Origin of the sequence: Parafilimonas sp., assembly GCF_047606085.1 — a bacterium.
Taxonomy (GTDB): Bacteria; Bacteroidota; Bacteroidia; order Chitinophagales; family Chitinophagaceae; genus Parafilimonas.
Window position 1 is genome coordinate 1 of the sequence record NZ_JASGEX010000179.1, and the last position, 15,214, is coordinate 15,214.

At 42.8% G+C, this 15,214-nt stretch carries 10 protein-coding genes; 3 read left to right on the forward strand and 7 right to left on the reverse strand.

All coding sequences use genetic code 11. The annotated features are described in order from the left end of the window. Positions 1-520: 520 nt before the first annotated feature. The 7 genes from QM629_RS15645 to QM629_RS15675 form a co-directional block, all read right to left on the reverse strand. Positions 521-1,972, reverse strand: a complete 1,452-nt coding sequence (locus QM629_RS15645) for an APC family permease (protein ID WP_415160827.1) — start codon at positions 1,970-1,972, stop codon at positions 521-523. A gap of 40 nt (positions 1,973-2,012) precedes the next feature. Beyond that, a complete protein-coding gene (locus tag QM629_RS15650; RefSeq protein ID WP_415160828.1) occupies positions 2,013-3,014 on the reverse strand; it encodes a 4-hydroxyproline epimerase in 1,002 nt (333 codons plus the stop codon). A gap of 290 nt (positions 3,015-3,304) precedes the next feature. Then, positions 3,305-3,766, reverse strand: a complete 462-nt coding sequence (tnpA, locus tag QM629_RS15655) for an IS200/IS605 family transposase (RefSeq protein ID WP_415160829.1) — start codon at positions 3,764-3,766, stop codon at positions 3,305-3,307. Between the two features lie 474 nt (positions 3,767-4,240). Further along, positions 4,241-5,749 carry an aldehyde dehydrogenase (NADP(+)) gene (locus QM629_RS15660; RefSeq protein ID WP_415160830.1) on the reverse strand — a complete coding sequence of 503 codons (1,509 nt, stop codon included), beginning with the start codon at positions 5,747-5,749 and terminating at the stop codon, positions 4,241-4,243. Positions 5,750-5,943: 194 nt separating this feature from the next. Further along, a complete protein-coding gene (locus QM629_RS15665; protein WP_415160831.1) occupies positions 5,944-6,879 on the reverse strand; it encodes a dihydrodipicolinate synthase family protein in 936 nt (311 codons plus the stop codon). Between the two features lie 239 nt (positions 6,880-7,118). Continuing rightward, positions 7,119-8,531, reverse strand: a complete 1,413-nt coding sequence (locus tag QM629_RS15670) for a SusD/RagB family nutrient-binding outer membrane lipoprotein (protein WP_415160832.1) — start codon at positions 8,529-8,531, stop codon at positions 7,119-7,121. A gap of 57 nt (positions 8,532-8,588) precedes the next feature. Then, complete coding sequence (locus QM629_RS15675; RefSeq protein ID WP_415160833.1) at positions 8,589-11,696, reverse strand: SusC/RagA family TonB-linked outer membrane protein; 3,108 nt, start codon at positions 11,694-11,696, stop codon at positions 8,589-8,591. Positions 11,697-11,868: 172 nt separating this feature from the next. On the opposite strand from QM629_RS15675, the gene QM629_RS15680 reads away from it, so the two are divergent. The 3 genes from QM629_RS15680 (at position 11,869) to QM629_RS15690 (ending at position 14,989) form a co-directional block, all read left to right on the forward strand. Further along, the gene (locus QM629_RS15680) at positions 11,869-12,747 is read left to right on the forward strand and encodes an AraC family transcriptional regulator (RefSeq protein WP_415160834.1); all 879 of its coding nucleotides are present in this window, start codon (positions 11,869-11,871) and stop codon (positions 12,745-12,747) included. A 626-nt stretch (positions 12,748-13,373) separates the two neighbouring features. Beyond that, entirely contained in the window at positions 13,374-14,381 is a 1,008-nt protein-coding gene (locus tag QM629_RS15685) for a VWA domain-containing protein (protein WP_415160835.1), read from the forward strand. 20 nt (positions 14,382-14,401) lie between these two features. Next, on the forward strand, positions 14,402-14,989 hold the full coding sequence (locus QM629_RS15690; RefSeq protein WP_415160836.1) for a tetratricopeptide repeat protein: 588 nt from the start codon (positions 14,402-14,404) through the stop codon (positions 14,987-14,989). The last annotated feature ends 225 nt before the right edge of the window (positions 14,990-15,214 follow it).

A 15,214-nucleotide genomic window follows, 5' to 3' on the forward strand; every position in this document is an offset into this window, starting at 1 on the left:
CCGTCAACTTAGGAGAAACACGATTAATAAAAGACCCCGAATGGGGTTTAATTTAAATAGCCATCGGTGCAACCGGTGGGCAAATGAAACGGTTTTGATATTGAACCCGCTGCGCGGGTTCAACAAAAACTTCGACATTTTTACCGTGAGTTTCGCTCACGGCTATTCAAATTCAAGCCCTTTGGGCTTAAGTTGACGGTTATGGTGGACACCCGCCTATAAGGGGATGGGCTTCTTTAATGTAATTATATTTCTGAGCAGGGCTTAAGAAGGTATCAAAAAAAATAAGTTCTCATTTTGTCCTGGCTAAAATCTGCTGAATTGAAGAAGAGCATTTCGATCTGGCAATTAATTCATGAGGCCGGCTTAAACGCAGCTTCATGATCTTAGAATCTGTTTAAAAATTTAATTCTTTACAGGGTTTTAGCGATTTTTCGCACAAGTTCAACAGTTGTTGATGCATCCCTTAAAGCAACCGCATACATATTACGTTCACCAACATTGCTGTTCGCAGCAGCAACTATTCCTTCATGTACGTTTCCCCATCTCCGGGCACTTCTTCAATTACATGCTTATGCCTCCACACAAAGTAATAAATGGGAATGCCAAGCAACACAATGCAGAGGCCCGGCCATGTATAATCTGGTATGTATATTAATAATGAAATGCAGATAATGGTTGCCGCAATTACATACAATAATGGCAAAACCGGATAGCCGAAAGCTTTATAGCTGCGTGGAATATCGGGGCGCTTTCTGCGTAAAATAAATATGCCGATAATGGTAAGTACATAGAAAATAAGTACGGTAAAAATTATATAGTTCAGCAGGTCGCCATAGCGGCCGCTTAAGCACAAAACGCTTGCCCATAAACATTGTATCCATAAACCACGCGCAGGCACGGCATTCTTGTTCAGCTTGCCAACCTGCTGAAAAAACAAGCCATCTTTCGCCATAGTATAATACACCCTTGCGCCGGATAATATCAAACCATTATTACAACCAAATGTTGACACCATCAGCATTATGGCAATAATATTGGTGCCAACATCGCCAAAAATAAGTTTGGCAGCATCAACACCTACGCGGTCGTTTTCAGCATGGGCAATACCATGCAAAGGCATAACGCCGAGGTACATTAAATTGGTGGCTGTGTAAATTAAGGTAACGATGAATGTTCCGAGAAAAAGCGCCAGCCCGATGTTGCGTTTCGGGTTCTTGATTTCATTGGCAATAAAGGTTACATTGTTCCAGCTATCGCTGCTGAACAAACTGCCCACCATGGCGCCGGAGGCGGCGCCGATGCCGGCAAAACCAACGTAGGGAACGAGCATATCGCCATTCATTTTTCCAAAAGAAAAACCGGTGGCCCAGTTTGCATCCCAGGTTGTTTTGCTGGCAGCCATAAAACCAAAAATGATAAGGCCAAATAAAGCAACAAGTTTAACCAGCGTAAAAAATGTTTGTATAAGCTTGCCTTCTTTTACGCCCATGGTGTTTACAGCCGTTAAGAAAACTATGAGTATGATAGACGTGACCTGCGCCGCCGATATTTTTATAAACCCGAGATCGGCGAGTATATTGCTTTCGCCTAACGATGGAAAAATATAAGAAGCAAACTTGCTGAAAGCAACACCCACTGCGGCGATGGTGCCGGTTTGTATCACGGCAAAAAAACTCCAGCCATATAAAAAACCCGTGAGCGGGTTGTAGGCTTCTTTCAGGTAAACATACTGGCCGCCTGCTTTGGGGAACATAGCGCTTAACTCACCATAACTTAATGCCGCAATTAAGGTAAGCACGCCGGTTAGTATCCATAATAAGATAAGCCAGCCGGCAGAGCCAACGGTGCGCGTCATATCGGCGCTTACGATAAATATACCCGAACCGATCATAGAACCGGCAACAATCATGGTTGCATCCAGCAAACTGAATGATTGCTTAAAATTTTTTTGCGTTGAAGATTCCTGCATGTAAAAGTTTTGATAGCTCAAATATAACTTTCAATATCAATTATAAAACCTGGAAGCCATAAGCATAAGGGTCGTCATCCGGATCAATGGTAATGGTATTATAGCCGTAAACCCTTGCCCAGCCTTCAATGCCGGGGCGAATGGCAGCTTTGCCGCCAACCGTTAGTGCTTCTTCTACCGTGCCAATAAATTTTGAACCGATAATGCTTTCATGTATAAACCTGTCGCCCTTTTTCAGTTTGCCCTTTGCATACCATTGCGCCATGCGCGCCGAAGTGCCGGTGCCGCAGGGCGAACGGTCTATGGCTTTATCGCCATAAAATACAGCATTGCGGGCAGTGGATGTTTTATCGAGCACATCGCCCGTCCATAAAATATGCGAGCAGCCATTTATGGTTGCATCATCCGGATGCACAAATGTGTTGGTTTCATTGATGCGCTGGCGCATTACCCGCGCCCAGCTAATTAACTGATCGGCACTATAATATTGTAAGCCTCTGAAATTTTCCTGCACATCAACAATGGCGTAAAAATTTCCGCCATAACTCACATCCACTTTCAACATGCCGAGTTCAGGGCATTCCACTTCAATATTTTCAGCGGCGAGGAAAGCCGGCACGTTCACCAGCTTCACCGATTTTACTTTTTTGCCGTCCTGTTTATAAGAAATCAACACCAAACCAGCCGGCGCTTCCATGCGCACAATGCCCGGTGTTTTTGGCTGAATCAAACCTTCTTCAATGGCGCTTGTAATGGTGCCGATGGTGCCATGGCCGCACATGGGCAGGCAACCGCTGGTTTCAATAAATAAAACGGCCACGTCATTTGCAGGGTCGTGCGGCGGGTAGAGAATGCTGCCGCTCATCATATCATGGCCGCGGGGCTCAAACATTAAGCCTTTGCGTATCCAGTCATACTCTTTTAAAAAATGCTGGCGCTTTTCGCTCATGTTTTTACCTTCCAAATTGGGGCCGCCGCCGGCCACCAATCTTACGGGGTTGCCGCAGGTATGGGCATCAATACAAAAAAATGTTTTCTTCATATAATTATGTTTCGTTCCGATGGAACGATAAAAATCATACAGTTCTACATACGTTCCGTTGCGATGCAACGTGGGATGTTGATTTTATTATATTACAGATCCGGTTGCGATGCAACGTGGAATCCTGGTTCGTTTTCTACAGATATCTTATTGCAATGAAAGCTGAATGCCAGGCCTTGTACACAAATAAGATATAAACTTTATTACCGTGCCATCGGTACCCAACGTGTGTAACAAAAACATGCAAAACATAATATGCGTTCCGTAGGAACGCAACATGCTATGTCAGCCTATTCAGGTTCTTTAAATATATAGCGCTCGTCCCAATCCACTTCAAACACAGTAAGAAACTTTCTGTACTCATCAAGGAATGTTTGTTTGCGATGATGCTGCTCCTGGTTTTGTATGTAACGGATAACTGTATCCACCTGACTCCTGGCATAAGAAAATGCACCATATCCCTTTTGCCATAAAAATTTCGATTTACAAAAACCGCTGTCATTAATCCATGCAGAGCTATCTGTTTTTACACGTTGCATCAGCGATGATATGGATTGTTCCGGATTTAACCCGATGAATATGTGTATATGATCAGGCATGCTGTTTATCTGCAGCATTTTATGATTATGGTTTTGAACAATGCCGGTCATGTAACCATGCAATCTGTCTTTCCATGTGTTGTCTATCATCGCGGTCCTGTATTTTACTGCAAACACAAATTGAATATGTAAACGTGTGTAGGTATTGGCCATTGTACGGAATTTTAATTGGTATGTTGAAAATAAAATTAATCATTTAACCACATAATACCCCGTACGTTCCGTTCCGATGGAACGGCAAATATTACAATTATCATTTTCTACACACCTTTCGTTGCGATGCAACGTTTAACGCTGTTTAGCAATACAACGGTGATAGAATCGTCATTTATATTTTAACACACGTTTTGTTGCGATGCAACGGGGAATTGTCATTCATATTTTCTACACACGCAGCATTGCGATGCAATGCTTGATGCTGCATCCGATGCTTGTTCCATATCCACTACCATGCAGCATTGTGCTATATTCAAGATGCCATCAGCACCAAGCGTGTGTAACAGGCATGCAACGTGCTTTAACGCTAATGCGTAAACCAAATAAAAACAGGTTCTGTATTACAAAGAGCTAAATGTATGCAGGAGATTATTTTACAGCGAAGGTTATGTCTTTATCCTTATTCCTGCATTAGGCCTTCCTTACCGCATCCCTCGTATAAACATTGTCTATCAACCTAAGAATGCCCAAAGGGTTATCATTCTTCAATTCATCCGGAAGCATAGCATCAAAAAAGTTTTGCAAGGCAATTGGCCGCACCCAGCGTTTAATAGCGGTTGTGCCAACAGATGTAAACCTTGCATCTGTTGTGGCAGGATAAGGGCCGCCATGCACCATGCTGGCGCACACTTCAACACCGGTAGGCGCATTGTTCAATAATATTCTCCCGGCAAGGGTATGCTGCCATTCTATTACATCAGTATAATCGGCAACATCTTTTTCTGTTGCCATAATGCCTGATGTAAGCTGGCCATTTAAACTTTGCAAACACTGCTTCAACTGAGCCGCATCATCGCAAATGATGGCTAAAGAATATGGGCCGAAAACTTCTTCGGTAAAATGTTTATTGCTTAAAAAAGCTTTGGCATCAACAGAGGCAACTAATGCCACCGCTTCATTGTCATTAGCATCAGTTGATGATTGTGCAACCACCTGCAAGCCTTGCTGCTCCAGCATTTCACTTAAACCATTTTTATAAGAGAAACATATACCACTATGCAACATTTTCTGTGGCTGGACTTTAGTTATCTCTTTTCCAAGCGCCGATAAGAAGTTATCAAAGCCTTTGCTTTTTATGCCTAATAACAATCCCGGATTAGTACAGAACTGCCCAACGCCTAATGTGATGGAGGCTGCATATTGCGCGGCCAGTGCTTCCGCATTTTTGGATAATGTATCCGGATAGAAAACAACAGGGTTGATGCTGCCCATTTCAGCAAAAACAGGAATGGGTATTTCGCGCTGGCGGGCATATTCCACCAGGGCTTTGCCGCCGGCAAAAGAGCCTGTAAAGCCAACACCTTTTGTATGCGGATGTATTACGAGCGCTTTGCCTGCATCGTTGCTTGTATCGGTTACGTGCTGCACTGTATGTTGAGGAATGCCTGTTTTGGCAATGGCTTTTTGCATAGCGGAAAAAACAAGCGCAGAAGTTTCAGGATGCGCCGGGTGCGCTTTTATAACAACGCTTGAACCGGAAGCCAAAACGCTTGCCGTATCGCCGCCGGCAGTGGAAAATGCAAACGGAAAATTGCTGGCGCCAAAAACAACAACAGGCCCAACAGGAACCAGCATTTTGCGTATATCCGGTTTGGGCGGTGTGCGGTTTGCATCTGCCGTATCAATGCTGGCTTCTACCCAACTGCCTTCTTTAATTAATGCTGCAAACATTGTAAGCTGCCCTGTGGTGCGGCTTATTTCACCGTTTAACCTGGCAAGCGGAAGATTGGTTTCTTCGCTGGCAAGCGGCACTAATTGTTCGCGCAGTTTTTCTATTTCATCTGCAATGGTTTCTAAAAAGGCTGCGCGCTTTGCGGATGAAAATTTTTTGTACTGATTGAATGCATACAGTGCGTTCTGCATTACGCCATCAATGTTGGCTGCGGCTGTATTTTTTTCTGCGTTTAATGTTTGTTGCATAATGGTTACCTGCGTTGCGAGGCAACGCGTTAAAAAAATTAAACAGGTTTACATACTGTAAGCCTGTTTTGAATTGGAAGCCTTAGCTGCCCAATGATATACTGTACAAGTGTTGCGTCCCCGCATCAAGCGCGGGGCAGGCTTCAGGGACGATGCCATGAAATACAACTGCCCGTAACCCCCATAAAAATATCTTACACAGCAAAGGCTTTTTCTTCAAGCGAAAGGTACTCGGGCAAGGTGGGGCGCACTGCCAAAGCGCTGTTAATTATACCTAATATACGCTCCCTTTCTTTGCCTATTAAGGTGAGGCGCGGGGCGCGCACATACTCTGTGCCAATGCCCGCCTGCGCTTCAGCGAGCTTGATGTACTGCACGAGCTTTGCATGAATATCAAGCTCGAGCAGCGGCATGAACCAACGGTAAATTGGAATGGCCTGCTCAATTTTGCCGGCTTTGATGAGCCTGTAAATGGCAACGGTTTCTGCAGGGAAAGCACATACCAGGCCGGCTACCCAGCCATGCGCACCGAGCAACAATTCTTCCATGGCCAGCGTGTCCACACCGCACAACAGTTTGAAGCGATCGCCAAAACGGTTTATCATGCGGGTAACATTGGTAACATCCCTTGTTGATTCTTTTACGGCCTGGATGGTGGGCACATCGGTAAGCTCATCAAACATGTCGAGCGTTATCTCTGTTTTATAATCAACGGGGTTATTGTATAAAATAACAGGCAGGGGGGTGGCGCCTGCAACGGCTTTGAAATATTCAACCGTTTCGCGGTGATCGCTTTTATAACGCATGGGCGGCAACAACATTAAACCTTCTGCACCCCATTCTTTTGCCAATATTGCCTGGCGCACCGCTTCGCGGGTGGAGCCTTCTGCAATGTTCATTACAACGGGCACTTTGCCATCTACTTTATCAACACAAAATTTTACAAGCACTTCTTTTTCTTCAAGCGTTAATACGCTGGCTTCGCCCAGGGTGCCGCCGAGAATAATGCCATCAACGCCGGCTTCCAGTTGTGCTGTAAGGTTTGTTTCAAATGCAGGAAGGTCAAGCTGGTCCTGCCTGCTGAATTTAGTTGTTAGCGCGGGAAATACGCCTTTCCAGTCTATTGCCATGTGATTAATTTTTTTCAAAATTATTTGATGTATTGTTTATTTGATGAAAGCTTTTTAATAAATCATTCATCAATATTAACCATTAAAATAAATCGCCGGAAGCGATATAATAATGATGCGGGGCGAAGACGCCCCGCATAGCGCCTGGTTCATCATTAACGTGACCCTGTTTGGATAACTGAAAATAAAAAGCTCCTCCAAGCAGGAAAGAGCTTTATTGAACCAGCTATGCAAAAAAGTTATTGGGTATCCCACCAAACGCGGTCTGTAATTGCAGCGCTTTGTACGCTTTGGGGATTGGATGTAACTTCATTTTCAGGATATAAAAACCGGCGGGGTATTTCCGTAACGCTCGACGGGGCGCCATTGGCTGTGCTGATAACTGTTAAGGAAGGATAGCCGGTCCTTCTCCAGTCAACCCAGTTTTCCATTGAAAAGAAATTGGCAACTGCTTTTTCTTCCATAATCCTTTGCAAGGCATTGGATGCGGTTAATGTACCGCGGGCAGTTAAATAAGACTGTGCTGCGGATGAAGTGGTATCTACGCCTAATTTCAGCATATTATCTATAATTGCTTCCCTGTAAATAATGCTTGCTGCGGCATAACCGGATACATAGTATGTGGCTTCCGCTTTTAAAAACAAGGCTTCATCTGCATTGAATACATAACCGTTTGAGGCGGCATCGCCGTAAAAGCTGCCGGCTACGGAATAATCATTCAGGTCAGTAAAGCCTGAACCAATAACACTGCCGGTATATAAACCTGTATTCGTAGCCTCGGTAAGTAAAATGCCAATACGGGGGTCGCTGCGGGCTTTTAATGAATCTACATAAGTAGAGGCCATAATGGCTGTAGTGGTATTATAAAAATTCCAGTACCAGGGCGCTGAAGCGGTTGTTTCGCCGGAATATGGAAAGTAGCAATCGTCACTATAATCCGTCATGCCATTTTCCAAAGCAGTTAATGCAAGGCTTGCCTGTGTAGCGGCAGAATAGCCGTCTGCTTTTGTAAGGTGCATTATGTAGCGCGCTTTTAATGAATAGGCGAGCTTTAACCAACTGGCCATATCGCCGCTGTAAAAGAAATCATCAGAGCCAGGCGAGGTTCCTTCTCCGCTGTTAAGCTGCGTAATGGCGCTGTCAAGCAAGGTGCTGATGCTGCTGTAAATGCTTTCCTGCGAATCGTACGATGCAGTTGTTACATCTGTTCCCTGAAATGCTTCTGAGTAAGGAATATCGCCCCATAAGTCGGTAGCCGAACCAAGCGTATAGGCCATTAATGTTTTGGCAATGCCGGCATACATGGAATTGCCGTTTGTCATTGCAATTAAATTTAACTGGTACAGGTTGTTCATGCATATAACATAAAAGTTGTACCACGGCCCGTCGAAGCTGTTGTTTGTTACCACGTAGGTTACATCGTTAGGCACTGCCTGGTTCAGCGTCATATTCTGCATCCAGTAATTCACCAGTATGGCGTTGTAGCCGCCGCATACATAGCTTGACATGCCTTCTTCCACGGGCGATAATATCAGCGCTTCAGATGCGGCACTAATGGTATTGGGGTTTGTGTTTACGTCTATAAATTTTTTGCAGCCGGTAAGGGAAGCAGCAGTTATAAAAAGATATATGAAGGTTTTAATGCGTTTCATTCTTGAAATTTTAATAGCTTTTAGAAATGAAATGTTTAATCCGGGATAAGGCAGGGTTTAAAATGTAAGTTTTAAACTGCAGCCATAAGAACGGGATGTTGGCGTGCCGAAAGTATATACGCCAAGGGCGCCGTTGCTGGTACCAAATGTGTTGTTTGATTCCGGGTCGGAGCCTGTAAAGTTTGCCGCTTTATGTATCCACAGATTACGCCCTGTTAAAGTAAGGTTTGCCTCTTTAAATATTTTTTTCAAAAAAGGCGAATTATTAAATGCATAGCTTAAACTTACGTTGCGCAGTTTGATAAACGACGCGTCCTGTATTTGCGGTTCGGTTATATAGCTGATGGTTTGAAAATAGGTTTGTGCATCTACCACTATGTCATTTTCTTTCCCGGTTGAGGCAACAATGCCGGGCACCACAAAATCATCCCTTTTTTCTGTAATTTTTGAAACACCATAAAACAGGTTATAATACTCATCCACATTCTGCAGCTTGCCTCCCTGCCTTGTATCTATCTGGAAACTTAAGCTAAGGTTTTTATAGCGGAACTGGTTAATGATGCCGCCGATCCAGTCTGGCATAGCGGAACCAAGAAAACCCTGGTCGTCCGCTGCGTAAGGCAGGCCGTTATCATCAACTAATATGTTGCCGTTATCATCCCGGGCATATTTTGTTCCGTACAGCATGCCATAAGGGGAACCTTCTTTTATATACGTAAACCCTATTGAAGTTTGGGGAAGATCGGTGGCTATTTTTAAAACCCTGGTATTGATTTTTGAATAGTTTATGGTAACATCCCAGGAGAAATTCTTTGTTTTAACCGGGGTGGCAGTTAATAAAATTTCCAGGCCCTTACTGCGGACTTTGCCTGAGTTAATAGTAGTGGAACCATAACCGGTAGAATAAGGCAGCGTGATATTTTCCAATAATAAATCGGCCATGTTCCTCACGTAGTATGAGGCTTCAAACCCAAGCCTGCTATTGAGAAATTTAGCTTCCAGGCCAACTTCAAATTCTTTCTGCAATTCATTCTTTAAGTTTGGATTGCCGAGGGAAGAACTGATAAGAAACCCGTTTTGCCCGCTGTATGGAAAAGATACATTGGTATATGCCTGGTAATACGGAGTGCTGTTTGCGTATGGGCCTACATTATCGTTGCCCACAGAAGCATACGATATGCGGGCTTTACCAAAATTTATAACCTTTTTTACATTCTCGTTTAACAGTTCGGAAAATATAAAGCCAAGGGCTGCAGAACCATAAGGGTAAAAACCGTTGTCCAGTGCCAATACCGAGCTTCTGTCTATCCTGCCGGTTAATGACAGTACCAGGTATTTATCATAATCCACTTCTGCCTGGGCATAAAACCCAACCTTCCTTCTTAATGTTTGCGACTCATCATACGTAACTGTAGAAGCGCTGGCCATATTGTAGTAGCCGGATTGGGCAAGGCCTGTGCCCACGGCATACATTTGGTCCCAATGCTGGCTGAAAACGTTATTGCCCACCAGTAATGTTGCATTAAACTGCCCGAATTGTTTTTTTGCCTGCACAATTAAATCGTGGTTAAACTGGCGGAAGTTTTGGTTGTTGCTGATAAGCCTGCCGGTGGTATAAGAAATGTCGCCGATGTTTACATGATAATTGTATTGGTCGGCATATATATCAGCGCCTAACCTTTCTGTTATGGTCAGCCAGTCTGTAGCGTCGTAATTCAGTGTTATTTGTGGCAAAAACCTGTTTACAACAGAGGTATTTAGCACGTTATCCAATACCCAGTAAGGGTTATCGCGGCTGTAGCGATATAAACGCTGTGAGCCGTCTTCTTCTAAGTAAGGCAGCATGTTATACGAAATGGGGGCGATATATGTAGTTACCAGCGGGTTTTGCAAACCATATCCCTGGTTTGAGCTTAGGTCTTTGGAATAAGAATAATTTAACTGGGCGCTTAAAGAAAGCTTATCAAAAATTTGTGAGCGAAATTTGGTAAACATGGTATGCCGGTCTAAGCTGGTATTAGGCACCGTGCCTGTTTGGTTAAAATAGGAATACGATGCAAAATAATCAGAGGTGTTATTGCCGCCCGAAACACTTACCGAGTTATTATTGGTTACACCTGTTTTGAAAAACAGCTTTAACTGGTTGTAAAACGGCACTTTATTTCCATCGTCGTCGTACAAAGTGTCTATTCTCGGCCCCCACGAAGTACTTGTTTTTACGGTTTCGCCGTCATAATATATGCCATCGCTTCCCTGTGCGTAGGTCATTTGCCGCGGCGGCAGTATGGCGTCTTCCACAGAAACAGACGATGATAAAGTAACTGCAGGCTTCCTGTTCCCGTTGCCATTTTTGGTAGTTATCAGCACCACACCCCTGGCGCCGGCAGAACCATATAAAGCCGTTGCAGCGCCTCCTTTTAAAATGTTGATATTCTCAATAATGCCGGGGTCTATATCAGCCAGCCTGTTGGTGCCGGCGCCGCCGTCGCCGCCGCCGTCAGTTTCATCATTATTCATGGGTACGCCATCTATCACTATCAGGGCCTGGTTATCGCCGGTTAAAGAAGTTATTCCTCTTACTATAATAGAAGAGGCGCTCCCGGGCGCACCGGTAGTGCTGGTAATTTGCACGCCGGCCACCTTGCCAGATATTGTATTAAGCACATTAGGCTCCTGTGCTTTGGTAATTTCATCGCTGTTTACCTGCTGCGTGCTGTAAGTCAGGTTACGCTTTTCTCTTCGCACACCTAAAGCCGTTACAACCACTTCATTCAATGTTGCTGATGATAAACTTAATGTGATGGTAATATCTGACTGGCTGCCGGCGGCCACTTCCTGTTCAGCATAGCCAATGCTTGATACAATAAGCACACTGTTAACCGCGCCCTTTATTGTAAAGCTTCCTTCGTTGTTTGTAACAGCAGTTGCTTTACTGTTTTTAATGCGAACAGTTGCCCCGGGCACCGGGTTGCCTGCCGAATCAACAACTTTACCTTGTAAAGATTGCTGGCTGAAAACCGGCAACGTGATAAATAATAAGACAGCCAGGTACAACAATTGCTGTACCCTGAAAGTTTTGGAAATGCATAGCATACGCAGAATGATTAAATAGATTGGAAAATAATTGTTGCCAAAACTATTATAGTCTTTGCCGCATGCTTTCAAGAATATTAACAAATTGTTTACTGATATTAACTTGTTGTTTACAATGCATGAGTAATTAATCAACTATAGCACAGTTTTAACCCTGTTAAATAAATATTGAAATGTATTGGGATAATATCCGTAAATTCGAAGCGGCTTTAAAATAATTGTATCACCGACATTTATTTCAATTATGAAAATTCTCGAATTTACCCTGCCGGTGCCGGCCAACAAATCAATTATAATTAAGGAAGAGAAGCTTCCCAATTTTTATCCTTACCTGCACCGGCATAACGAAGTGCAGCTAACCTGGATAATTGATGGAGAAGGCACATTGGTAGCAGGCAACAATATGCATAATTTTCATTCGGATGAAATTTTCTGGATAGGCGCCAACCAGCCCCATGTTTTTAAAAGCGACCCGTCTTATTTTGAAAACAATAACGCTAAGCGAACCCATTCCATTGATATATTCTTTAGTGTAGATGCACAGCTTTCACCGTTTTTTTCTATACCCGAATTAAAGCAGCTAAAGCAGTTTATAAACCAGCAAAACCATGGGTTTCGCATTCCTAAAAACAAAATAGCCGAAGCTTCTGCCAAAATTAAAAAGATAAGCACTACGGATGGCGTAGAACAGTTCCTGCTTTTTATAAACCTTTTGAAAACACTTTCATCAATTGAAAAGCTTGAGCCTTTATCAACCAAATCGGAAATTTCAATATGCAACGATAATGAAGGCATACGCATAGCTAACATTTATAATTTCATCATGCGTAATTATAAAGAACCCATAACGCTTGAACAGGTGTCGAAATTAGCTTACATGACGCCGCAGGCATTTTGCCGCTATTTTAAAAAACATACGCACAACACATTGGTTGGCTTTGTTAACCAGGTAAGAATTAATGAGGCCTGCAAGCAATTAATGGAAAACGGCAACGATACCATTGCAAGTATTGCCTACAACACAGGTTTTAACAGCATTACTAATTTTAACCGTGTGTTTAAAAGCGTGGTAAAAAAGTCACCTAAAGAATTTTTGAGAAGTTATATGCGACAGGTAAGTTAGGTAATTGCAACGGTTTTTATTTTAATTAGGAGTGCCCTGAAAACGCGAAAATCCACAACAAGCCTGAATTCTGGCTTCATCATTTAATAATTGCTTACTTGAATAAGATTATTATCGGGATCACGAAAATATATTGATTTTATTTTCCCGTTTGTGCCGGTACGTTCAGCTATGCCTTCAATTACCGTACGTCATTCCGCAAATGACCTCAACACGATGATACATTTATTGCTTCTGCGAAAGCTTTATGCAGCATCTGATGATTGTATTGTCATGCTTTCAGAATAAGTAAGGGTTGCGTAGCATTATTAAAGCAGGATTAATTTCTGAGAGCAGTTTCCGCATAAAGCCGCCATAAAATTCAATGGTAAACATTGGTAAATTGAATATTGAGCATTCCTGCCCGACTGATTCGGTCAGGCGGGGATTATTGAATATTTCAAAACTTAAACCTTAACTAAACCTCATTGACTTCTTATTGCGCATTCTTCTAAAAATAAGTATTCAGCTTTTAATGGCACTGCAATCTTAATGTTCTTCTCTCTGCAATTCATTAACCAAACCATAAAAATTAAGTTTTAAATTATGCAATTGGCTTAATGCTTGTAGCTTGCAGCCATCACATTATGTTTCAATTTGAACATCCGGCATATCTTACAGGGCTGGTGATAATTATACCGCTGGCTTTGCTGCTTTTTTCTGTATTGCAATGGAAGAAAAAAGTAAAGAAAGCGCTGGGTGATGAAAAGCTGATCAATCAGCTTACAAAGAATTATGATGATAAAAAGTATAAGCTGAAATTTATATTAATTGCTACAAGCATACTGCTGTTAATCATTGCTGCGGCCAATTTAAGAAAGCCTGTTGTGGGTAAAGAGGAAAAACGCGCCGGCATTGATATAATGATTGCATTGGATGTAAGCAAAAGCATGTGGGCCGAAGATGTAAAGCCTTCCAGGCTTGATGCGGCAAAACAATTTGTAAATAATCTCATTGATAAGCTGGATGATAACCGTGTAGGGCTTGTGGTTTTTGCCGGTCGCGCCGTTTTGCAAATGCCGCTTACATCAGATTTTGCCGTATCCAAATTATATGTCTCCAATGCTTCGCCCGAAGCGGCGCCTGTGCAGGGAACAGTGGTTGGCGATGCCTTGCGTTTATGTGCCGGTTCATTCAATTCAGAAGAAAAAAAATACAAGGCCGTCGTTTTAATTTCTGATGGTGAAGATCATGATCCCGGTTCTGAAGCCATATTGCAGCAGTTAAGCGATAATGGCATTATTGTAAATACGGTAGGCGTGGGCAGTGTAAACGGGGCGCCCATCATGGAGCCCGGCACCAATGCATATAAGGTTGACAGGAACGGGCAAACTATTATAAGCAAATTGAATGAAGAAGAATTAAGGAAGATAGCGCAGCAAACAGGCGGCGCCTATTTTCATCTTGATAATGCAGGCTCATCTCCCAGTAATATTGCCGCTATTTTAGATGGCATGGAAAAGAAAGCCATAGAAACGGGGGGTGGCGAAAAACAATACAGTTCTTTGTACAGCGTTTTTGTATTGATGGCGTTGCTGCTGTTAGTTGCAGAAATTTTTATTCCTGAAACAAAAAGAAAAATACAGGCAAGCTGAAATATCTTTTTACCATATTGATGATGTGTTTTGCTGCCGGCATTATGGCGCAACCCGCCAATAACGGGATAAACAAAGGCAATGAGGCTTACCGCAAAGGCGATTATAAAACAGCGGTTGAAGCTTACAAAAATGCTTTGCGAAAAAGTCCGGCTAACAATACAGCGCGCTTCAATCTCGCCAATGCATTGCAAAAACAAAATGAGCTGGGTGAAGCCGGTAAAAATTATGATGACGTAATTAAAGATGCATCGCTCAATTCTTTAAAATCTGATGCCAACTATAATAAGGCGCTGGCTTATGTAAAAGCGAAAGATTTATTAAAAGCCATTGCGGCATTCAAGGAATCATTAAAAGAAAACCCGGATGATGATGATGCAAGGGAAAACCTTCAGAAAGCATTGAATGAATTAAAACAACAGCAGCAACAAAGCAGGCCAAAAAACCAGCAGCAACAAAATCAGCAGCAGCAACAGCAGCAAAAACAAAAGCCGTTGAATAAAGATATGATGCAGCAAAAATTCAATGAACTGCGCAACCAGGAAAAACAATTGCAGCAAAAACTTCAGGATAAGAACAATACAATGCAACCAGAGAAAGACTGGTAGTATTTTTCTTTCTTAGCTTTTACATTTTAAATTATAGTAAACACAGGATGAATTTGTGCATTGGCTGTTTGCACCTGCTTTATAGGATTGTAAGATGATCTCACATTCCTGCACGTCATTCCCGCGACCTGTTCCGGTTTATCGGAAAGGCGGGAATCTCATAATCATGCTGTATAAGCAAGGATGACTTTATAAAATGTATATTGGTACACGCTAAGTATGAGA